The following is a 21,552-nucleotide window of genomic DNA, read 5'->3' as shown; positions in this document are numbered from 1 at the left end:
GGATGAGCCGAGGCCCGCTGGGAACGGTACTGGCCTCCTCTGCGGTCGTCAACGGTCACTATCTGGTATGCTTCTGGTATGCTTACTCCTCCGGACCCGGCTCACCGACTCCCCCGCGGCCTCCTGGGCGGTGACGCACTGCCGCTGTACGCCCAGGTCGCCACCCGCCTGTGGGCCGACATCTCGGCCGACGGCGCCAAAGCGGACGACCGGCTGCCGTCGGAGCGCGTCCTGGCCGCGCGATACGGCGTCTCGCGCGTCACCATGCGCGCCGCGCTCACCGATCTGGCGGCGAGGGGCATGGTCGAATCGGCCGCGGCCAGGGGCTGGTTCGTCAGGCAGTCGACCGGCTTCCCGCTCGGCGGCGACGCCGACACCCCTGAGGTCCCCGGGTCGGGCGCACGCAGCGTCGAGGGCTTCGCCGACTACGCGGCCAAGCACGGTCTGGCCACCCACAGCCGCATACTCCAGTCCGCGGTCCGGCCCGCGACCGTCGGCGAAGCGGAAACCCTGCGCGTCGGCCCTGGCACAGCGGTGTTCGAGATGCGACGGCTGCGCTTCCTGGACGGCCAGGTGGTCGTGGTCGAGCACAACCGGCTACCGCTGGCGCTGTGCCCCGCACTCGCCACCACCGACTTCACGCAGGCGTCGCTCTTCGGGACGCTGCGCAGCGCCGATCCACCCCAACTCCCACGGGTCGCCGACTACTCGGTGGAGGCCAGGCAGCCGGACGCCACCGAACGCGAACTCCTGGAGATCAGCGACGCCACACCGGTGCTCCTCGCGCACCAGCTCGCCTTCAACCAGGACGGCCGCCCCCTCGAACTCACCCTGGCCATCTACCGCGGCGACCGCTACCGCTTCCGGGCCTCGATCTCCTCCTGAACGGCTCTCGACGGGATGGGCCTTGCAGGGCCGGTCCGGCGACTCAGAAGGTCTCGACGAACTCCTCCGGTGGTCCCAGCTCCGGCCGGTCCCGCAGCTCCAGCCGCTCCCCGAAGTGCTCCAGTTCCAGCACGGTCACGGTGTTCCGGCCGGGCGTCACCAGCGGCGCGGGCACGTAGAGGGTGGTCTGCGGGCCGATCTCCCAATAGCGGCCCAGCAGGGTGCCGTTGATCCAGGCGAAGCCCTTGCCGAAGCCGGGGAGGGCCAGGAAGGTGTCCGCGGGCTCGGGTGCCTCGAAGCCGGCGCCGGCAAAACCGGTCCGGCCCGCGGGCGCGGCGGCCGCCGGTGCCCGCAGCACCTGGGCCGAGGTCCATTCGTCCAGCGGCAGGCCGTGGACCTGCCAGGTGTGCACGAGCCTGCGGTCGATCCGGACACCGCCCAGGATGCCCTTGCCCTGGCCGAGCAGCGGGCCGTAGTTGATCCGCCCCTGGTTCTCGACGAGCAGGTCGAGCCGCACGCGCTCGCCGGAGCCCGCGATGGGGAGTGAGCCGGTCTCCTGGTCGAGTACGCCGGCGGGGACACCGTCGAGGAAGACCTGGGCGCGGTCGTGCAGGCCGTGGACCGTCAACTCGTGCTCCCCTGACGGGATACGAGGGGCGCCCCGGTAGAGGACCAGGCCCGAGGGCTGCCCGAGCTCCTCGAAGCTCAGCGGATGCGGCGACGCCACCGGCGGCTGGGACAGGGCGGTCAGCGCGTCGAGCAGGCCGCCGCCGCGCACCAGCGGCAGGGTGCGGGGCGCGAGCAGGACGGGATCCGGGGGCAGCGGGCCCGCCTCGGCACCGGTCAGAGCCCGCATACGCTCCCGTAGCGCGAAGAACTTCGGTGTCGGTGAACCGTGTTCGGCGATCGGGGCATCGGAGTCGTAGCTGGTCACGGTCGGCTGGAAGCGGGTGCCGTCGTGGTTGGCGCCGGACGACAGGCCGAAGTTCGTGCCGCCGTGCGCCATGTAGATGCTCACCGAGCCGCCCGCGTCGAAGATCTCGCCGAGCCCTTGGGAGGCACTCGCGGCCGACCGCACATGGTGGGGTTCGCCCCAGTGGTCGAACCAGCCGTTCCAGAACTCCGCGCACATGAAGGGCTCACCGGGCCGCCGTGCCCGCAGCATCGCGGCCGCCTCGGCGGCGCGCGACCCGAAGGTGGCGAAGGCCGGCACGCCGGTCAGGGTGCCGCCGTCGAGCATCAGCTCGGTGGGTCCGTCCGCGGTGTACAGCAGCTCGGTGATGTCCCGCCCGACCAGGGCGTCCCGCACCCACGCCAGGTAGCCGGTGTCGTCCCCGTAGCTGCCGTACTCGTTCTCGACCTGTACCGCGACCACCGGGCCGCCGTGGCAGGCCTGCGCGTCGGCGATCCGCGGGATCAACTCGTCGAACCAGTCGGCCACCGCGTCCAGGTACGGCTCGTAGGACGAGCGGGGCCGCATCCCGGGCACTCCGGTCAGCCAGACCGGCAGGCCGCCGTTGTCCCACTCGGCGCAGATGTACGGCCCAGGACGCACGATCACGTCCAGCCCCGTGCCCTGGGCCAGGTCCATGAAGCGCTCGATGTCGCGCCATTCGTCGAACCGCGCCCGCCCACGGCGGGGTTGGTGGAAATTCCACGCGACGTAGGTGTCGACGGTGTTCAGGCCCATGGCGGCCAGCCGTCGCAACCGGTCCTCCCACAGGCCGGGATGGACACGGAAGTAGTGCATGGAGCCGGCAAGGATCCGGTGCGGGCGGCCCTGGCGCAGCAGCACCCCGTCGGCATACGTCAGCGCCGGTGCGCACGACCGTGTCTCCGGCAGTCCGTCAGCGGGCCCCGCCGTGGCGAGGGCTTGGCCGGCGGAGCCTCCCGGTCCGCTTTCCCACCCGCCCATACCGACCGCCACGCCTCGGATCGACGTGATGGTCCCGCCACTGTCCATTGCTGCCATGATCGCGGTCTCCGCTGTCGGGGGCGCACTTCGCCGTCGATTGCCGTGTCACTGTCCCATGGCGATGTTATCGATGCCAACCCTCTGAGATGCCCGCATGGCTGTGTGATTACCCGTCCGCTGAGGTACCACAGGCATCGATAACACCGAGCCGACAACAGGCAAGCCCCGCAGGCGATGCCAGGGTGAAGGAAGCCGCACGTCGCAGCGATTCGGGCAGATGCCGACCCTCCCCGCACTGACGGCAGCCGGACACAGCGCGGCCCAAGCCCTTGGCATCGATAACATTCGCTGCCATAGTTGCGCCGCAGATCCGCCCGGCACCACCGGATTCATGGATGGGATCGGTCTCATCGGAGGTTGCTCACCCCCACAGGAAGGCCTGCGAAACGTGTCACATCGAAGGGCGAAACACCTCGGCATCGCTGCCGGTATCGCGCTGACCCTGGTCACCGCGGCGACAGCAGGGCAGCAGCCGGCGTCGGCTGCCGCCCCCACCCCCACCTACACCGTCACCGTCGGGGCGAAAGGCACTTGGACGCACCCGGACGACACCCCGGGCTATCCGTACATCGACAAGGACGGCACCTTCCAACTACAGCAGTCGCACTCCCTGTACGGCCCGACAGACGGCCGCGCCTGGACCTTCTTCACGGGCACCGACATCGACTCCGTGACGCGTTCCGGCGTCAGCGACGCGGTGAACCCGGCCAACTCCCAGGACAGGAACAACGACACCACCTGGCGCTGCAACAACAGCCCGACCGGCCGGGAAGCCACCAACACCGCCACCACGGGATACGCCCAGCCGAACTTCTGCGACCTGTCAGGGGTGTGGGTCGACCCGGACACCGGTGACTGGTACGGCCTGGTCCACAACGAGTTCACCGGTTCACCGTTCGGCGACGGCTCGCACTACGACGCCATCGACTACGCGGTCTCGACCGACCAGGGCAGGACGTGGGCGATCAAGAACCACGCCATCACCTCCCCCTACAGCACGAAGCGTGGTGACACCACGGCCTTCCCGCAGCAGACGTACTACTACGGAGACGGCGACCAGCGGCTGTTCGTCGACACCGCCTCGGGATACTTCTACGCCTACTACGGCTCGCGGATCATCGACAAGACCGGCGGCTGGCACAACTTCTACGAGCACGTCGCCCGCGCCCCGCTGTCGGGCAAGATGGCCGCAGGCACCTGGCAGAAGTGGTACAACGGCGCCTGGTCTCAGCCGGGCGTGGGCGGCAAGGAGAGCAACATCGTGCCGGTCACCTCCGGCAGCGCCACCGGCTACACGCCCCCCGCCGCCGAGTACGACCCCGCGAACACCGGCACAGCCGACCAGCAGGTGACGGCCGGCACCGCGCCCCCGACCTCGCCGCTGTTCGTCATGGACATCACCTACAACGCCTACCTGGGCCTGTACATCGGCGAACCGCAGGCGGTCGGCCAGAGCGGATCGGCACCGCAGCAGCTCTACGCGACCGACAACCTCGCCACCCAGAAGTGGAAGCTGCTCGGCGACACCGGCAGCTACACCACGGCCTCCTGGTACCGCTGGTTCCTCGACAGCGCGAACCGCACCAGCTCCACGATCGTGGGCAAGAGCTTCCGCTCGTACTGCTCCTTCGGATGCTCGGGCGGCTCCTCAGGCGAATACGTCAACCTCACCGTCGGCTCCTCCGCGCCTGCCGCGGCACTCCTCGACCCCGCCAAGACCTACACGATCGCCGGCGGCGCGGGCCGCTTCCTCGCCCAGACCTCAGGCGGCTCGACGACCACGTCCCTGCCCGCCGCCGGCGGCTCCGCCCTGGCGGCATGGTCCTTCGCCACGAACGGAGACGGCTCCTACCGCATCACCAACGCCTCCACCGGCCGACTCCTCGGCGTCCCCACCACACCCGCGGCCGGCCGCGCGTGGGGCACGAAACCCACCGTCACCGCGGCCGGAACAGGCGGTCCCACCGTCGGCCAGCAGTGGTTCGTCATCCCCACCACCGCTCCCGGCACCGGCGCCGCAACCGGCACCTACCGGCTGGTGAACCGCTACAGCGGCCTGGTCGTCGGACTGTCATCGGCCGCCGGCCGCCTCGCCGAGACCACGCCCGTCCGCGCCTGGACCGACACCACGGGCAACAGCGTCGGCGCCTCCCGCTCCGCGGCAGAGCAGACACTGACGATGACCGCGGTCGGCACCTCGCCGGGCGACCTCAGCGGACCGCACACCCTGTCCATCGGCGGCAAGGCCCTCGACGACCCGGGCCACAGCACCACCGCGGGCACCCGGCTCGTCACCTGGACCGCCAACGGCGGTCCCAACCAGCTCTGGCGGTTCACCCGGCAGCCCGACGGCTCCTACCAGCTCCTCAACACCGAATCGGGCCTGTGCGCGGACGTCGACGGCGGCGCCACGACAGCGGGCACGGCGATCATCCAGTACACCTGCACGGGCGGTGCCAACCAGCGCTGGAGGCTTGCCCGGCAGTCCGGCGGCACGTACACGGTCACGTCGGTGAGCAGCGGCCTGCTGCTGACGACTGCGTCGGCATCGGACGGCTCGCCGGTCACCCAGCAGCCGTCCTCGGCGACGGCCTCGCAGCAGTGGACGCTGGGCTGGTACGAGTCCCCCTGACGGGTCGATCCGCCCATCGGGCTGACTCGCGCACGGGCCGCCTCGCCAGGAAATACCCGGGTTCCCGGTCGAAGATGGACGGGGGGAAGGGAAACCACGGAGAGGACGCCCCCGATGCCGGACACCACCACCGTCGCCGTCCTCGGGGCGGGCGCACTGGGCACCGCGATGGCGAGGCGGCTCGGAGAGTCCGGACACGAGGTGCGGCTGTGGAACCGCACCGGGGAGCGGGCCCGTGCGTCGGCGGAGCACGCGGTCGGCGTCACGGCGGTGCGGCATGCGGGTGACGCCGTGTCCGGAGCGTCCGTCGTGATCACCGTGCTCCGCGACGGCGGCGCGGTGGCGGCGGTCATGTCGGACACCGTCACCCGGCTGGCCGAAGGCGCCGTCTGGGTCCAGGCGAGCACGGTGGGCCCGGAGAGCGCCGGTGGACTCGCCGCGATGGCCCGCGACCACGCAGTCGCCTACCTGGACGCACCCGTCTCGGGAAGCACTGTTCCCGCCCGGCAGGGGAAGCTCGTCTGGATCGTCGCCGGCCCGCAGGACGTCCTGGCACGGGCACGTCCCGTGCTCGACGACCTCGGCTCTTCGGTGATGCATGTGGGGACGGGGGTCGAGGGCAGCGCGGTCAAGCTCGCGGTCAACGCCTGGATGGCCGCCTCGACGGTGGCGATGAGCGACGTGCTCGCGGTGTGCGACGCGCTCGGCATCGACCACTCCACCTTCGTCCAGGTCCTGGGGGCGGGCCCGCTCGCGATGCCGTACGAGATGCAGAAGGTGGGCGCGATGGACGACGCCTCCTACGCACCCGGCTTCGCGGTGCAACTCGCCCTCAAGGACCTCGACCTGGCCGCGGAGGCCGTCGCCCCCAGCCCGCTGCTCCAGGCCGTCAGGGACCGCCTGCACGCGACCGCCGCGGCCGGGCACGACCGGGACGACCTCGCGGCCGTCGACTACCTGAGGACGCCCCCGCCGCACCAAGGGCAGAACGGCAAGATGGGGATATGACCCCGACGCCGGTGACCGCCGGCGGTCGGCCACCTCAATTCGGCGATTTCTGCCCGCCGTTGCCGCGCGGCCCTACAAGGGCGGAGTCGGTGTCACCAACAAGGGAAGCGCCCGCAGGGGAACGCGCCGGAGGAGCGGAGCACGGCCGGGCGGACCTGGCCCGACCCGGCAGGACCGGATCGCCCGGCTGCGCACACCCCTGCAAGCGGAGGACGCCGGTCGTGTCGGGGTGTGGTCCATCCGGCTGAAACGGTCCGAGCCGCGCAGCCGCCCCTGCGTGCCCCGCGGCAGCGGCCACGTGGCGCGGTCCAGAGCCAGGGGTGAGGCTGGGCACACATCCGGAAAGCCGGAGGAGAGAGGATCTGCCGTGGCTCGGAGTGGCGGAGCTGGGAGGCATCGGACCGATCAGGCAGGTCTTGCGCCCCGAGTGGACGATCGTCGTGCGCAGCTCGGCATGTCCGAGGAGGAGCTGGCGCTGCTGGCGGCCATGTCGCCCCACTACCTGCGGCTGGTACTGGACGCGGGCCCCGGCTTCGATCCCGGCGGTTGCGTGCGGATCGCCGCCGCCCTCGGCCTGACATACCAGGAGCTGCTGGAAGGCCGCGACGACCCGCCCCCCGGGCAGGCGCGGCCGAGCGCGCGGCCGGTGCTGGTCCGGCTTTCCACGACCGAGTGCTGGGACCGGCTCGGCAGCCACGGTGTGGGCCGCATCGCCCTGCCCGTCCACCCCAGTCCCCTGGTGTTCCCGGTGAACTACGCCGTCGAGGCGCGCACCATCGTCTACCGGACGGCGCTCGGCGGGCCGGCCGCGCTGGAGACCGGCGCGCCGGTGTCCTTCCAGGTGGACCGGATGGACGAACGCATCAGCCAGGGCTGGAGCGTCCTGGTCGGCGGGACCGCGGAGGAGATCGACGACGTGGCGGCGGTGCGGTCCCTCACCGATCGGGCGGTGGCGGAGCCATGGGCCGGTGGCGACCGTCCCGTGTGGATGCGCATCCGGCCTGATGCGATCACCGGCCGCCGTATCGACACCATGTGAGGGGGCCGGGACCGGCGGCGCGTGCGACGCGCCGGAACGGCCCGGACCGGGTGCGGTGCCGTGTCCCGCCCGATTCCGGCCCTCCGTGTCCCGCGACCCTACGGCCACCGGCCGCCGGAAGGGCGGCCGGCAGCCGGCGAGGTCAGGGCCCGTCGTGGCCTGCGGTTCCCTCGGCCGGGGCGGACGCGGCGCCGCCGGTGGGGACGGACCTGCTCGTGAGGACCGGGGCGGTCGGCGTCTTCTCCCCCGCCTCGATCGCCACCCGCAGCCGGTTCTCGGCCGGCGGCAGCGGGCAGGTGGCCAGGTCGGTGTAGGCGCAGGGCAGGTTGGCGGCCCGGTTGAAGTCGATCAGCACATGGCCGTCGGCGTCGGGCGCGTCGATGGACACCGCCCGGTTGGCGGCGTAGGTGGTCACGCCCGACGTCGCGTCGGTGAGCAGCACGAGCAGGCTGCCCGGGGCGTGGCCGTTGAACGCGGTCAGCCGCAGGGTCGTGCCGTCGAGCTCGAACTCGACCTGGCCGGGGGCGTCGTAGACATGCTGGAGGCCTTCGACCGCGGCTCCCACCGTGGTCGGGCGGGGCACGTCGAAGGGCACGTAGCGGCCGGCGAGTGCCCATCGGGGGTCCGGTGCGTAGGCGGGGGTGCCGGTGAAGGCCAGGCGCAGCGCGTTCTCGGGGTGCCGGGGGCGCACGATGTCGTATCCGCCGCGCTTGGCCACCTCGATCACCGCGTCGCCCGAGGCGGGGAAGAGGCTCGCCCGCTCCTCGATCACGCCGAATTCGTGCCGCCCGCGCAGGACCTGCCCTTCGAGGGTCAGCTCCTCGCCGTCCGCGAGTTCCACCACCACGCCGTCAGCGGTGCTCGACCAGGTGCCGGGGGCGTCCGGGAAGCGGGTGGGGGTGGCGTCCAGCCAGTGCAGGCCGGTGATGGCGAGGAAGCCGTGCGGGCCTGCGAGCACCTTCTCCTTCTGTTCGTGCCACTCCTGCCACTCCTGGGCGAAGGCGGCGCGGTCGGTCTCTGCTGCCTGTGCGGTCATGACGACTCCTGGTTTCCTGTGGGGTGCGGGGTGAGTGGTGCGGGACGGTGCCCGATGCCGGCGGCGGGCTGCTCCAGCCGTCGGAACCGGCTGCCGTGGAAGACCAGCGGCGGCACCGCGTGATCGGCGTCCAGGGCGCGGACGCGCAGCAGGACGATGTCGTGGTCGCCGGCCCTGATCCGCTGCTCGACGCTCGTGTCGAACCAGGCGCCGGCGCCGTCGAGCAGCACCGCGCCGTCCTCGGTGGCGTGCCAGTCCAGGCCCGCGAAGCGGTCGTCGCTGCGCGAGGCGAGCTGGGTGCAGGCGCGCTCCTGGGCTGCGCCCAGCACCGTCACGCCGAGCCGGGCACGGTCGGCGAGCCGCGGCCAGGTGGTCGAGGTGTGGGCGACGCAGACCGACACCAGCGGCGGGTCGAGCGACACCGCGGTGAACGAGTTGGCCGTCAGGCCGACCGGTATCCCGTCCACCAGAGCGGCGATCACCGTCACCCCGGTCGGGAAGGCACCGAACACCCTGCGCAGCCCGGCCGGGGACAGGTCCTGCTCCTGCGGCTGGCCCTGCCCGCTGGTGCGTGCCTGATCTTCGAGCAGGTTCCGGGTCGTCATCGTCGCTTCCACTCCTGCGCCAGCAGCTCGTACGAACGCACCCGGTCGGCGTGGTCGTGGGTGATGGTGGTGATCACCAGCTCGTCGGCGCCGGTGGCGTCGCGCAGCGTCTCCAGCTGGTCGGCCACCTGTTCCGCCGACCCGGTGAACTGGGTCTCGACGCGGTCGGCCACCAGGTCCCGCTCCTGCTGGCTCCAGGCGTGCGAGCGGGCCTCGTCCGGCGTGGGGAAGCGGATGGCGCCCGCCCCGCTGCGGATGCTGTGCACCCACAGCCCGTAGCCGGTGGCCAGTTCCTTCGCGGTGGCCTCGTCCTCGGCCACCACGACGTCCGCGGAGACACTGACGTAGGGCCGCTCCAGCTCCGCCGAGGGCACGAAAGCCGCCCGGTAGCCTTCTGCCGCCTGCAGTACGGTGGCCGGGCTGACGTGGTAATTCGCCGCGAAGCGCAGCCCGTTGGCGCCCGCGACCTGCGCGCTGATCCCGGCGCTGCTGCCCAGGATCCACACTTGGAGGTCAGCGCCCTCGCCGGGCACCACATGCGCCTCGACACCGTCCTGCGTGACGTAACTGCCGTCCAGCAGCGCCAGGATGTCGGCGATCTGCTCGTCGTAGGGCTGTGATTCGGCGCCTGGCTGGGTCAGCAGCCGCTTGTGCAGCGCGAACCGCGGCGAGGCGAGCAGCTTCTCGAACGAGAACGGGGCCGGGATCCGCAGCCCGTTGGAGGTGTGGCCGTCCACCACCGCGGCGGCGCCGATCGGCACCGGCGGCTGGGCGGCCGGTGCCGTGCGCCCGCCGGAGCGGCCGAGCCCCAGGTCGAACCGGCCGGGGTGCAGGGCGTCGAGCAGCCCGAACTCCTCGACCGTGGACAGCGCGGTGCGGTGCCCGAGCTGTACGGCGCCGGCACCGAGCCGGATGGTGCTGGTGGCCGCTGCGGTGAGCGCGAGGACGACGGCCGGTGAGGTGCCCGCCACGCCGGGGTTGAGGTGGTGTTCCGCGAACCAGTGGCGCGCGTAGCCGAATTCTTCGGCGTGCCGGGCCAGGTCGATGCTGTTGCGCAGCGCCTGGCCCGCGGTGGATCCGGTGGAGATCGGCACGAGGTCCAGGACCGCGAGCGGGGTGTGTGACACGGCGGTGCTCCTTGTCAGACGTGGGCGGGGGTCGCCGGGCGGGCGGAGTCGTCCACTCCGGCCGGGCCCCAGACCCACGGCGGGTCGGGGATGTCCCTGCGCAGCACGGGGGCGATGTCGGACTGGAAGAGTTCGAGCGCGCCGCGGTGCTGGGCCTCGGTCAGGCCGCCCGCGTCGGCGTGCAGGTGCAGCACGGTGTGCCCGAGCTGCTCGTGGTAGCGGTGCACCTTCTCGATGACCTGCTGCGGGCTGCCGATCAGCGCGGAGCTGCGCTCTGCGAAGTCCTCCAGGGTGCGGAAGACGGGTTCGATGCCGAGTCGCCGCTGGAAGGCCAGGTGGCCTTCGAAGACCGGCCGGTAGGCGGCGAGTGCCTCCTGCGAGGTGCGGGCCGCGTAGTAGCCGGCGGTGCCCGCGCCGACGGCGGCGAGCGCCGGGTCGTGGCCGTAGTGCTCCCAGCGCTCACGGTAGTGGCGGACGAGTTCGGCGTAGGGCCCGATGGGGTTGGTGACGTTGGCGGAGAACAGCGGGTCGCCGTGGCGGGCGGCCAGGTCGACGGACTCCCGGCTGGTGGCGCTGCCGTGCCAGACCCTGACCGGGTTCTGGAAGGGGCGCGGCAGCACCTCGGCGTCCCGCAGCTCCGGCCGGAAGGCCGGCTGCGCGGTGACCTTCGGCTCCCGCCAGATCCGCCGGAACAGCTCGTAGCTCTCGGCGTTGCGGTCCCACTGGTCGTCGGTGGTGACGTGGAACAGCTCGCGCTGGGCTGAGCCGTTGCCCTTGCCGACGATCAGTTCCAGCCGTCCGCCTGACAGGTGGTCGAGAGTGGCGTAGTCCTCGTAGGCGCGGACCGGGTCGAGCAGGCTGAGGGTGGTGACGGCGGTGAACAGCCGGATCCGGGAGGTCAGCGCGGCCAGGTGGCTGAGCACCACGGGCGGCGCCGAGGAGATGAACGGGCGCTCGTGGCGTTCCCCGACGCCGAAGCCGTCGAAGCCCAGCTCCTCGGCCAGCAGGGCGTTGTCGACGACCTCCCGGAAGCGGTCCTGGGTCGACTTGAGCACCCCGGTGACCGGGTGCGGGTTGTGCGCGATCAGGGTGATGGTCAGGAACTTCACGACGCCGCCTCCGTACGGGCGCCGCCGGCCGGCCGGGCGAGGGGCGGCAGGCCGAGATGGTCGCGCAGGGTCTCGCCCGCGTACTCCGTGCGGAAGACCCCGCGCTCCTGGAGCAGCGGCACCACGGTGTCCGCGAACTCGTCGAGGCCGCCGGGGGTCAGGTGCGGCGCGAGAATGAAGCCGTCGCTCGCGTCGGCCTGCACGAAGTCGTCGAGCGCCCGGGCGACCTGCTGGGGGGTGCCGACGAAGGACTGCCGTCCTGTGACCTCGATGACCAGCTCGCGCAGGGAGAGCTTCTTCTCCTCGGCAACCGCGCGCCAGTGCGCGGCGGTTGCCAACCGGTCCTGCCCTGAGGAGTCGGCCCGGCCGCGGACGATGGGATCCGCGTCGAGCAGCGGCTCGGACTCGGGCAGCGGACCGTCCGGGTCGTGGTCGCTCAGATCGCGGTTCCAGACGCGCTCCACGAAGGTGATCGCGGTGGGCCCGCTGACCTGCTGGCGCCGGACCAGGCGGGCGCGTTCCTCGGCTTCTGCCGGGGTGTCCCCGAGGACGAAGGTGATACCGGGCAGGATCAGCAGCTCGTCCCGCGACCGGCCGTATCGGCCCAGCCGGCCCTTGACGTCGGCGTAGAACGCCTTGCCGGCTTCGAGGGTGCCGTGGCGGGTGAAGATCGCGTCGGCGGCGGAGGCCGCGAACTCCCGGCCCTGCTCGGAGTCGCCGGCCTGGAAGATCACCGGCCGGCCCTGCGGGCTGCGCGGCACGTTGAAGCGGCCGCCGATGTCGAACTGGCCGGCGCGATGCGCGAACCGCCCGGCGTCCGGGTCCCGCAGGAAGGTGCCCGACTCCTTGTCCGCGGCGATCTCGTCACCGCGCCACGAGTCGAGCAGAACCTTGACCGCGGTCAGGAACTGGTCGGCCCGCTCGTAGCGGTCCTCGCGGGCCAGGAAGCCGCCGCGGCGGAAGTTCTCGCCGGTGAACTCGTCCCACGAGGTCACCACGTTCCACGCGGCGCGGCCGGCGGACAGGTGGTCAAGGGAGGCGAACTGCCTGGCCACCTCGTACGGTTCGTTGAAGGTCGAGTTGATGGTGCCGGCCAGGCCGAGCCGGTCGGTGACGGCGGCGAGGGCCGCGAGCACCGTGAAGGTGTCGGGGCGGCCGACGACGTCCAGGTCGTGGATCTTCCCGCCCTGCTCGCGCAGCCGCAGCCCTTCGGCGAGGAACAGGAAGTCGAACTTGGCCCGCTCCGCGGTCCGTGCGAGGTGGACGAAGGAGCTGAAGTCGATCTGGCTGCCGGCCGCCGGATCGCTCCACACGGTGGTGTTGTTGACGCCGGGGAAGTGCGCGGCGAGATGGATCTGCTTGGGCGTGCTGCTCATGCGGGTTGGCCTTCCTGGGAGTGTCGCGCGGGTCGCTCAGGCGGCGGTGAAGCGGTTGGCGGGGCGCGGCAGTCCGAGCAGCCCGCGCAGGGTGCCGGCCTCGTACGCCTGCCGGAAGGCCCCGCGCCGCTGGAGTTCGGGAACCAGCCCGCCGGTGATCTGCGCCAGGTCGTACGGCAGGGTGGCCGGCCGCAGCCGGAAGCCGCTCAGCCCGCTGCGGGCGAACTCCGCCAGCAGGTCGGCCAGTTCCGCGGGTGTGCCGGCGAAGACCAGGGCGTCGCCGGTGTACGGCTCGTCGAGCGAGGCGTCCAGCCGCGCCCTGCGCTCGGCGGCGCGGCCGGGTTCCTCGTCGAGGAAGACCACCAGGTCGGCGAGGACGTGCACGGTCTCGGCGGCCCGGCCGGCCCGGTCCTGCTCGGTACGGATCCCGTCGACGATCGCCGCCGCCTGCGCGGTGTCGTGCGGGGTGACGAAGCCGATGTCGGCGGACGTGGCGACCAGCCGGAAGGGCTCGGCGCGGTGGGCGAGCGCGGCCACGACCGGCTGGCCCTGCGGCGGCCGCGGGGTGATCGAGGGGCCTTTGACACTGAAGTGCCGTCCCTCGAAGTCGATGTAGTGCAGTTTGGCGCGGTCGATGAAGCGGCCGGTGGCCACGTCGCGGATCTCCGCGTCGTCCTCCCAGCTGTCCCAGAGCCGCCGCACCACCTCCACGTAGTCCGCGGCCTCGCCGAACAGCTCGTGCAGCAGCGCCAGTCCGGCGGGCGAGTCCAGCTCCGCGACGGGCAGCCGGGGCACTTCGCGGCGGCCGAAGTGCGCGGCCTCGTCGGCCCGCCCCGACACCCGGACCTGCACGCCGGCCCGGCCGCCGCTGACGTGGTCGAGGGTGGCGACGGCCTTGGAGAGGTGGAAGGGCTCGGTGTGGGTGACCACCGCGGTCGGGATCAGCCCGATGTGCTCGGTCAGCGGGGCGATCCGGGCCGCGGTCAGCACCGCGTCCAGCCGGCCGCGCACCTGGTCGGTGCGCCCGTCGGGTCCGGTGAAGCGGGTGGACTGCTGGCCGAGGGAGTCCTCGATGGTGACGAAGTCCAGCAGGCCGCGCTCGGCTTGCGCGGCCAGGCCGCCCCAGTAGGCGGCGGTGAACAGGTCCGCGGGGCGGGCATCGGGTTCCCGCCAGGCCGCCGGGTGCCAGCCGGCACCGTCCAGCGCGACGGCCAGGTGGAGGAGAGAGGGGGATCGGGACATGGGCGTACCGCTTCCTGGTCGGACGGAGCGCAGGCGGACAGCCGTCGCGGTGGCATGCCGACCGCCGTGGCAGGCATGCCGAACAAGGCCCGCACCGGGCGTGGGCCCGGCGGGGTTCAGCGAAGGAGGAGGGGCGTGGAGCCGGGCCGGTGCGGTGACCGGGAAGGTGTGCCGGAGGCTCGCGGTGTCGTGTGCGGTGCGGCGCGGGCGCCGGATCGGCCCGGTGGTGGGCCTACGCGACTGATCCGGCGGCGCCGCTCGGCGCCGTGCGGGACGTCGCGAGCGGGTGGACCTTCCCGGTCACCGCAATGGCACGGGACGTGTGGCAGTGGCCGGTGACCGGTACTGCCTCAGCGGCCCGGACACAGTGCGCCGGCGACGCGCTGGAGGTCGATGTGCCGGCGCGAGAACATGGCGATGGAGGGCAGCGGCTTTTCGGTGGTCTCCGGCACCTCGTCACCTCCCCGTCCCGAGCGGCTCACGCCTGCCGGGTTCGCACTTGCCGGGCCGTCGTCGGCCCCGCCGGGTCGTCACCTGGAGCACCCCGCCGCGACGGAGGGTTGCCGGTCAGCAGGCCAGGGCCTTGGTTGCTGACGCTCATGACCTGCAAGCACGGTAACTCCGCCGCGCCGTCGAACACAATCCCTTCCGGCCAGGAGTGACACCCGTCGCTTCCCGGCCGCCGGAGCCGTCGGGGGATTGTCTGGCCGCTGCCCTGCGGTTAACGTGCTGTAGGCATGGGGCCCTCGAACAGGGCCGACGAGTGCGACTCGAAGAGAGCGAGGGGATGGACATGGACGCGGCACAGCGCGACCGCGAGTCGTCCCCCGATGGCTCATTCAGGACCCGGGTGACCCGGCGGCACGTCGATCTGCTGCGTGTCAGCAGCGCCCTGTGTCCGGAAACGACCGCGGTCCACTGACCGCCTGCGGGCCCGCTGTCCGGCCGGCCCCGAACTCCCGCCCGTCCACGGCATCCTGACGTGCGCCCGGTGACCGGCGCGCGGACCCGCCGTGCGCGGCGCCGCCTCCTTCCACCCTTTTCCCGGTAGCCCCAGCGGCAGTCCGGTGCCCCCGTGCGGGGTGCCGCGCCGCCGCGCGCTGCCGCGCTCCCCGACGAGACGGGACCCCTCATGACCCAGCACGACCTCTCCGGGCCGGCCACTGCCGCGCCCGGTCATCCCCCGCCCGACCCGACCGAGCCGGCGTCCGGCCGGCGGCCACCGCACGCCCTGGACAGCCGACCGGCGGACGGGGAGTTGCTGGCCGCCCGGCTGGTCCCGCTGCGCCGCCCCGGGCAGTGGATCTCCGCCGCGGTGCTGCTGGTGCTGTTCGCCATGCTGGTGCACACCCTGGTGGCCAACCACCGCTTCCAGTGGGACGTCGTCGGCCGGTACTTCCTACGCGGCTCGATCCTGCACGGCCTGGTGCTCACCCTTTGGCTCACCGCCGCGGTGATGACCAGCGGCTACCTGCTCGGGATCGGCATCGCCGCGATGCGGCTGTCCGGCAACCCGGTGCTGCGGGGGCTGAGTTTCGGCTACGTCTGGCTGATCCGCTCGGTCCCGCCACTGGTGCAGCTCCTCTTCTGGTACGAACTCGCCTCCCTCTACCCGAGGTTGTCGGTGGGCGTGCCCTTTGGCCCCGAGTTCGCGAGCATGGGGACCGCGCACCTGTTCAGCGGCATCCTCGCCGCCTACATCGGACTCACCCTGGACGTGGGCGCGTTCTCCGGGGAGATCGTCCGCGGCGGCATCCTGTCCGTCGACCCCGGGCAGCGCGAGGCCGCCAAGGCACTCGGCCTGCGCGACGGTCGGATCTTCCGCCGGATCGTGCTGCCGCAGGCCATGCCGGCCATCGTGCCCGCCTCGGGCAACCTGCTGATCGGCATGCTCAAAGCGACCTCGATCGTCAGCGTGATCGCCGTCCAGGACCTGCTGTACTCCACCCAGTTGATCTACAACCAGAACTTCCTGATCATGCCGCTGCTGCTGGTCGCCACCCTCTGGTACATCATCCTGACCAGCCTGCTCTCGATCGGGCAGTACTACGTCGAGCGCCACTACGCACGCGGCAGCAACCGGCCGGGCAGCCGCCAGGGCCGCGGGCTGTGGCAGGTGACGCGGTCCAACATCCCGCTCTTCGGCCGGGCCAGGACCGACCTGGCGGGACTGTCATGACCGGCGGCGAGCGCCCGCTGGTGCGCATCCGCGGGCTGCGCAAGAGCTTCGGCGCCCACACCGTCCTCGACGGCATCGACCTGGACGTCCGCGAGGGCGAGGTCACCGTGCTGCTCGGGCCCTCCGGCTCCGGGAAGTCGACGCTGCTGCGCTGCGTGAACCACCTGGAGAGGCCGGACGCCGGCTTCGTCGAGATCGGGGGCGACATCGTCGGCTACCGCCGCGACGGCAACCGGTTGCGCGAGCTGCGGTCCCGGTCGGTCACCAGGCAGCGCGCCCATGTGGGCATGGTCTTCCAGCAGTTCAACCTCTTCCCGCACATGACCGTGCTGGAGAACATCATCGAGGCGCCGGTGGCGGTACGCGGCCTGTCGCGCAAGGACGCCGTCGCCCGGGCCCGCGAACTGGTGGCACGCGTCGGCCTCGCGGGCCGGGAGGACTCCTACCCCCGGCAGATGTCCGGCGGCCAGCAGCAGCGGGTCGCCATCGCCCGCACGCTGGCCATGGAGCCGCGGCTGCTGCTGTTCGACGAGCCGACCAGCGCGCTCGACCCTGAACTGGTCGGCGAAGTCCTCGCCGTGATGCAGGACTTGGCGCTCAGCGGGATGACCATGATCGTCGTCACCCACGAGATCGGCTTCGCCCGGAAGGTGGCCGACACCGTGGTCTTCCTCGACGGCGGCCGGATCATCGAGTCCGGCGCGCCCGCGGACGTCCTGACCGACCCCCGGCACGAGCGGGCCAGGTCCTTCCTGGCCGCCGTGCTGTGACGGTGTCCGAGCCGCCCCCTTCCGCAACTCCCCCGCCCCCGGCACCTTCCTGCCGGGCCGTCGCCGCCGCCGGCCCGCAGCACCGCTCCGCACCTCCCGCAGGCTCCACCTTGTGAAAGGCACTGCCGTGACCACCGAACGCCGCTTCAGCCGCCGTATCCCGTACCTGGCCGCAGCCACCGCGGGGTTGATACTCCTCGCCGCCTGCGGCAGCTCCTCCGACGACTCGGGCTCCGGTGCCCAGGACAGCGGCAAGGGCCCCGCCGCGCCGGGCGCGAAGGCAGCCGACTCGGCTGCGATCCCGACGCAGGACGTGGTCTCCGCCATCGCCGCCGACCCGGCGCTGCGGGCGGAACTGCCCGCCAAGGTGCGTGACGGCGGCAAGCTGATCCTGGGGACCACCCGCGCGCCCGGCACCGTCGGCCTGCCGCACGGCGGGGAGGTGAACGGCACCCCTGTCGGCCTCGACGTCGACCTGCGCAATGCCGTCGCCAAGGTGCTCGGCATCGAGTGGGACGTGCAGTACGGCACCTTCCCCACCGTGATCCCCGGTGTGCAGAACGGGCGCTACGACGTGGGCCAGGACAACTTCGGCGTCACCGAGGAGCGGGAGAAGGTGGTGGACTTCGCCACCTACCTCAACGACGGCCAGGCCTTCCTCGGCTCCCGGGACACACCGGTCGACACCGTGAAAGAGCTGACCGACCTGTGCGGCCTGACCATCGCCACGGCACCGGGATCGACCTTCCAGCAGATCCTGACCGACGGCGCGGGCAAGTGCGCGGCACTCGGCAGGAAGCCGTACAAGGTGCAGTACTTCTCCGACAACGCGACGATCCTCCTCGGCCTGCAGAACGGCAAGGTCGATGTCAGCTTCGGTCCGACGCTGGGTGTGAAATACGAGGCGGCGCACCTGCCGAACACCAAGTTCCTGGGCGAGATCAGCACCACGGCGGTCGGCTTCGTCACCGCGAAGGACTCGCCCGTCGCCAAGGCGCTCCGCGACGCGGTGAACAAGCTGATCACCGGCGGCGACTACGCCAGGATCTTCGCCAAGTGGAACCTCCCCGGCAGCGGGATCGCCACGTCGGAGGTGAACCCGAAGCCGTCCTTCTGACCCCGGCGAGCCTTCCGGACGCGGGCCCGCGGCTTTCCACCCCGGGCCCGCGTCCGCGTCATCGACGCCGGTCGCCATTCACGTGCGCGGCTGGGCCTGGACGTCAGGCCAGGACGTCGGTCCCGCCCCGGAGCGCGGCAGAGATCCGATCACTGAGCGTGCAGGGAAACCATCCATCGGCCACCTCGACCTCCTGAATTGGCATTCCTGCACAACCTCTTGACGATCACCCAGTGGACTGCCAGCCTGTGGCCGCATTGATCGGATGTCTTGTCTCCCCCCGCGGATCAGCTCGCGGGCCGGCGGTTCCGGAGCGCACATGAAGTGGATGGCGTCATCGTGGAAGACTCTCGTTGCGGTGGTTGTATTCGGCATCACAGGGGCGGCACCCGCCCTGTCGGCGGCGCCCGCGCAGGCGGCGACAGGGCCGGTGCTGTGGGCGGCGCCTGACGGCCATGGCGCGGCGTGCACGGCGCGGAATCCGTGCTCGCTGCCAGCGGCGCAGTCCGCGGTGCGGAAGACCACCAAGGGCCGTCACGCCGCGGGCGCCACGGTCGAACTGACCGGCGGCACCTACCGTTTGAGCGAGCCGTGGAGGTTCGGCGCAGCCGACTCGGGAAGCAGCGGTCACCCGGTGGTCTGGCGCGCCGCGCCGGGAGCGCACCCGGTGATCTCCGGCGCCACCCGCGTCACCGGCTGGTCGCAGGTCGGCGGCACCGGTGTGTGGTCGGCGAGCGTGCCCCATGGCAGCGCCACCCGGCAGCTCTGGATCGACGGTACGGAAGCCCCGGTCGCGCAGGCCACACCTGCCGCCCTGCACTTCACGGGCAGCTGGGTCGGCTCGGCCACCGGATACGACCTGTCGAAGGACCCGGCGGCCCTGGCCTGGTTCGGCCGGCTCACCCCCGCGCAGCTGGCCCAGGTCGAATTCGACTACCCCGGTGGCAGCGGCCCCTGGACCGACTCGAAGTGCCGGGTCGCCGCGATGTCCGGCAACCTGCTGACCATGGACCAGCCCTGCTGGACCAACGTCACCGACGGGGCGCCCTTCACCCAGGGCTCCGGCGGCCTGCCGTCGATGCCCACCTCCCGGATGCCCTCGACGATCGAGAACGCCGCCGGTCTGCTCCAGACCGGGCAGTGGTTCCTCGACAGCGCCGCGCGCAAGCTCTACTACGCGCCGAGGAGCACCGACCACATGGCCGCCCTCGATGTCGAGCTCCCCCGGCTGGAGACGCTGCTGCAAGGCGCCGGGAGCCTGCGCGACCCCCTGCACGACATCACCTTCTCGGGCCTCCAATTCTCCTACGCCACCTGGAACGACCCGTCCTCGACGGTCGGTTTCGCCGACGTCCAGAGCAACCTGCGCAGGACCGGCGCGAACAACCAGGGCCTGTGCACCTTCTCGACGCCCGCCGGCAGCTGTCCGTGGGGCGCGCTCACCCAGCCCCCCGGCAACGTCTCCTTCAGCGCCTCCAGCCACGTCACGATCAGCGGCAACCGGTTCGTCGACCTCGGCGGCGCGGGCCTGAGCTTCAAGTACGGCGGTTCCGGCAACGCCGTCGAAGGGAACGAGTTCACCGGCATCGCGTCGACCGCGCTGATCCTCGGCTGCACCTACGACCCGACCCCCACCGCCACCCCGGCGTCGGTGATCCAGGCCGGCTGCACCCCCGACCCGAAGGCCGTCGCCAAGGACCCGGTCGGGGAGAACGAGATCCTCGACCACACCACGGTCGCGAACAACGTGATCCACCACATCGGCACCGACTACCCCTCGGCCTGCGGAATCACGCTGCTCTTCAGCCGGCACACCACGATCACGCACAACGACCTCTACGACCTGCCGTACACCGGCATCACCGCGGGCGTCATCCAGGGCCACGTCGACGAGGCCGACCACCCGCAGAACTCCACCAACATCAACGCCGACAACACGATCAGCGACAACCTGATCTTCGACTTCCTCAAGGTGCTCGCCGACGGCGGCGCCATCTACATCGAGGGCCACCAGGCGCAGTACGTCCTCCAGGCCGACGGCACGATCGACGCGGCGGCCACGCTCGCGAACGGCCTGCACGTCACCGGCAACGTCGCGTACAACGACGGCGCCCCGTACAACGCGTACTACGACGACGCGGGTTCCGAGTGGATCGACTTCAGCGGCAACGCCGAATTCCACCCGCTGGCCTCCATCGCCGCGCAGGGCGGATGCTCGTCCACGGGCCACTTCCGGGTCACCGGCAACTACTTCTCCGACCGGGCCGGCAGCTACGACTGCAACCCGCCGGTCGACTCGCACATCAGCGGCAACACCACGATCCCCGCGTCGCCCGGCCCCGGCGACATCCCGGACCCGATACTCAGCGGCGCGGGACTGACCGGCGCCTACCAGTCGCTGGCAGCCTCGCTGCAACCGCAGGCGAGCTACATCTCGGCGCCCGCCCCCGTCGCCACCGGCTCCGCGACCGCCCAAGTGCTCATCGCCGGATCGGGCTTCTCACCCGGCACCCCGGTGTACTTCGGCGACCAGCGCTCCACGGGTGTACGGCTGCTGTCCTCCGGGTTCCTGACCGCCACGGTGCCGCCGGGAGCGGACGGCACCGACGTCACCGTCGGCACCTACGTCCCCAAGCCGGTGATCACCGCTCCGGCCAACGGCGAGGCCGGCCTGGCCGACCCCTACACGGTGCGCGGGACCGGAGTGCCCGGCGGCACCGTCACCGTCGGCGTCTCCCTCGACCACACCGGCTGCACCGGGGTGACCGGCGCCGACGGCAGGTGGGCCTGCGCGGTCACCGGCTCCTCTCCCGGCCAGCACACGCTCACCGCCACGCAGTCCGACAGGAACGGTGCCACCTCCAAGCCGTCGGCGGGCGTCACCGTCCACGTCGGGGTCCCGCAGGCCGCGGTACGGATCGACGACACCGAACCTTCCCTCGCCTACAGCGGCTGGAGCTACGCGGCCGGCCGGAGCTACGGCGACCACAACGGCGACATCCACTACGCGGGGAGCAACGGCAGCAGCCTGTCGTTCACCTTCATCGGCACCGGCATCAAGGTCTTCGGCGAGCAGTACACCGACCAGGGGGCCATCGGCGTGTCCATCGACGGCGCGGCCCCCGTCGTCGTCGACACGGTCCCCGCCGACGGCATCCGCCACGCCGACACGGCCGTCTACACCAGCGCGCCGCTGCCGGCCGGGCTGCACACGATCGTGGTGAGCAAGCTGTCGGGTCAGTACGCCACGTTCGACGGCTTCGAGATCGACTACGTGACACCCTGACGGACTCGCCGGAACCGGTCGCGGGTGACCGGGTGGGCGAGCGCATGTGGATAGGGGGCCCGGGGGGGGGGGGGGCCCCCGCCGGGGGGCCCCCCCCGGGCCCCCCCCCGGGGGGGGCGCGGGCCCGGGGGGCCGGCCCCGGCCGGGGGAGGGCGCGGCCGCGGGG

The 21,552-nt window shown here is 72.0% G+C and carries 17 protein-coding genes and 1 riboswitch; of the genes, 9 read left to right on the top strand and 8 right to left on the bottom strand.

The window, feature by feature from the left end:
* Positions 1 to 78 precede the first annotated feature (78 nt).
* The gene (locus ACGFMP_RS24055; RefSeq protein WP_393675030.1) at positions 79 to 885 is read left to right on the top strand and encodes a GntR family transcriptional regulator; all 807 of its coding nucleotides are present in this window, start codon (positions 79 to 81) and stop codon (positions 883 to 885) included.
* A gap of 43 nt (positions 886 to 928) precedes the next feature.
* Here the strand turns inward: ACGFMP_RS24055 and ACGFMP_RS24050 are convergent, their stop codons facing one another.
* Positions 929 to 2,800, bottom strand: a complete 1,872-nt coding sequence (locus ACGFMP_RS24050; RefSeq protein ID WP_393675229.1) for a beta-galactosidase — start codon at positions 2,798 to 2,800, stop codon at positions 929 to 931.
* Positions 2,801 to 3,248: 448 nt separating this feature from the next.
* Here ACGFMP_RS24050 and ACGFMP_RS24045 point away from each other — a divergent pair, with 448 nt between their 5' ends.
* From ACGFMP_RS24045 to ACGFMP_RS24035, 3 genes are all read left to right on the top strand, one after another.
* Entirely contained in the window at positions 3,249 to 5,492 is a 2,244-nt protein-coding gene (locus tag ACGFMP_RS24045; RefSeq protein ID WP_393675029.1) for an RICIN domain-containing protein, read from the top strand.
* A 15-nt stretch (positions 5,493 to 5,507) separates the two neighbouring features.
* Positions 5,508 to 6,500 (top strand): NAD(P)-dependent oxidoreductase, encoded by a 993-nt coding sequence (locus tag ACGFMP_RS24040; protein ID WP_393675228.1) that lies wholly within the window; start codon positions 5,508 to 5,510, stop codon positions 6,498 to 6,500.
* A 427-nt stretch (positions 6,501 to 6,927) separates the two neighbouring features.
* On the top strand, positions 6,928 to 7,539 hold the full coding sequence (locus ACGFMP_RS24035) for a pyridoxamine 5'-phosphate oxidase family protein (RefSeq protein WP_393675028.1): 612 nt from the start codon (positions 6,928 to 6,930) through the stop codon (positions 7,537 to 7,539).
* Positions 7,540 to 7,681: 142 nt separating this feature from the next.
* On the opposite strand, the gene ACGFMP_RS24030 is transcribed toward ACGFMP_RS24035, so the two are convergent.
* The 7 genes from ACGFMP_RS24030 to ACGFMP_RS24000 all read right to left on the bottom strand — a co-directional run bounded on the left by ACGFMP_RS24030 (position 7,682) and on the right by ACGFMP_RS24000 (position 14,486).
* Positions 7,682 to 8,575, bottom strand: coding sequence for a DUF1684 domain-containing protein (locus ACGFMP_RS24030; RefSeq protein WP_393675027.1), 894 nt, complete (start codon positions 8,573 to 8,575; stop codon positions 7,682 to 7,684).
* Positions 8,572 to 9,180: a flavin reductase family protein gene (locus tag ACGFMP_RS24025; protein WP_393675026.1), complete on the bottom strand. Its 609-nt coding sequence runs from the start codon at positions 9,178 to 9,180 to the stop codon at positions 8,572 to 8,574. The genes ACGFMP_RS24030 and ACGFMP_RS24025 overlap by 4 nt, the downstream gene beginning before the upstream one ends.
* Complete coding sequence (locus ACGFMP_RS24020) at positions 9,177 to 10,307, bottom strand: LLM class flavin-dependent oxidoreductase (RefSeq protein WP_393675025.1); 1,131 nt, start codon at positions 10,305 to 10,307, stop codon at positions 9,177 to 9,179. Before ACGFMP_RS24020 ends, ACGFMP_RS24025 begins: the two co-directional genes overlap by 4 nt.
* A gap of 14 nt (positions 10,308 to 10,321) precedes the next feature.
* Entirely contained in the window at positions 10,322 to 11,416 is a 1,095-nt protein-coding gene (locus tag ACGFMP_RS24015; RefSeq protein WP_393675024.1) for an LLM class flavin-dependent oxidoreductase, read from the bottom strand.
* Entirely contained in the window at positions 11,413 to 12,792 is a 1,380-nt protein-coding gene (locus ACGFMP_RS24010) for an NtaA/DmoA family FMN-dependent monooxygenase (protein ID WP_393675023.1), read from the bottom strand. The genes ACGFMP_RS24015 and ACGFMP_RS24010 overlap by 4 nt, the downstream gene beginning before the upstream one ends.
* A 36-nt stretch (positions 12,793 to 12,828) precedes the next feature.
* A complete protein-coding gene (locus ACGFMP_RS24005) occupies positions 12,829 to 14,034 on the bottom strand; it encodes an LLM class flavin-dependent oxidoreductase (protein ID WP_393675022.1) in 1,206 nt (401 codons plus the stop codon).
* A 350-nt stretch (positions 14,035 to 14,384) separates the two neighbouring features.
* Positions 14,385 to 14,486, bottom strand: coding sequence for a putative leader peptide (locus tag ACGFMP_RS24000; protein ID WP_393675021.1), 102 nt, complete (start codon positions 14,484 to 14,486; stop codon positions 14,385 to 14,387).
* A gap of 38 nt (positions 14,487 to 14,524) precedes the next feature.
* Positions 14,525 to 14,639, bottom strand: a riboswitch (SAM riboswitch).
* A 182-nt stretch (positions 14,640 to 14,821) separates the two neighbouring features.
* Between ACGFMP_RS24000 and ACGFMP_RS23995 the strand changes: the two genes are divergently transcribed.
* The 5 genes from ACGFMP_RS23995 (at position 14,822) to ACGFMP_RS23975 (ending at position 21,386) form a co-directional block, all read left to right on the top strand.
* The gene (locus tag ACGFMP_RS23995; RefSeq protein ID WP_393675227.1) at positions 14,822 to 14,956 is read left to right on the top strand and encodes a putative leader peptide; all 135 of its coding nucleotides are present in this window, start codon (positions 14,822 to 14,824) and stop codon (positions 14,954 to 14,956) included.
* A 210-nt stretch (positions 14,957 to 15,166) separates the two neighbouring features.
* Positions 15,167 to 16,213, top strand: coding sequence for an amino acid ABC transporter permease (locus tag ACGFMP_RS23990; RefSeq protein ID WP_393675020.1), 1,047 nt, complete (start codon positions 15,167 to 15,169; stop codon positions 16,211 to 16,213).
* A 17-nt stretch (positions 16,214 to 16,230) separates the two neighbouring features.
* The gene (locus ACGFMP_RS23985) at positions 16,231 to 16,983 is read left to right on the top strand and encodes an amino acid ABC transporter ATP-binding protein (RefSeq protein ID WP_393675226.1); all 753 of its coding nucleotides are present in this window, start codon (positions 16,231 to 16,233) and stop codon (positions 16,981 to 16,983) included.
* A gap of 127 nt (positions 16,984 to 17,110) precedes the next feature.
* Complete coding sequence (locus ACGFMP_RS23980; RefSeq protein ID WP_393675019.1) at positions 17,111 to 18,100, top strand: transporter substrate-binding domain-containing protein; 990 nt, start codon at positions 17,111 to 17,113, stop codon at positions 18,098 to 18,100.
* Between the two features lie 358 nt (positions 18,101 to 18,458).
* Positions 18,459 to 21,386 (top strand): hypothetical protein, encoded by a 2,928-nt coding sequence (locus ACGFMP_RS23975; protein WP_393675018.1) that lies wholly within the window; start codon positions 18,459 to 18,461, stop codon positions 21,384 to 21,386.
* The last annotated feature ends 166 nt before the right edge of the window (positions 21,387 to 21,552 follow it).

The organism is Streptomyces sp. NPDC049040 (assembly GCF_043197715.1).
Lineage (GTDB): Bacteria > Actinomycetota > Actinomycetes > Streptomycetales > Streptomycetaceae > Actinacidiphila.
The sequence above is the reverse complement of the archived record's forward strand: the minus strand, read 5'-3'. Positions and strand labels throughout refer to the sequence as shown.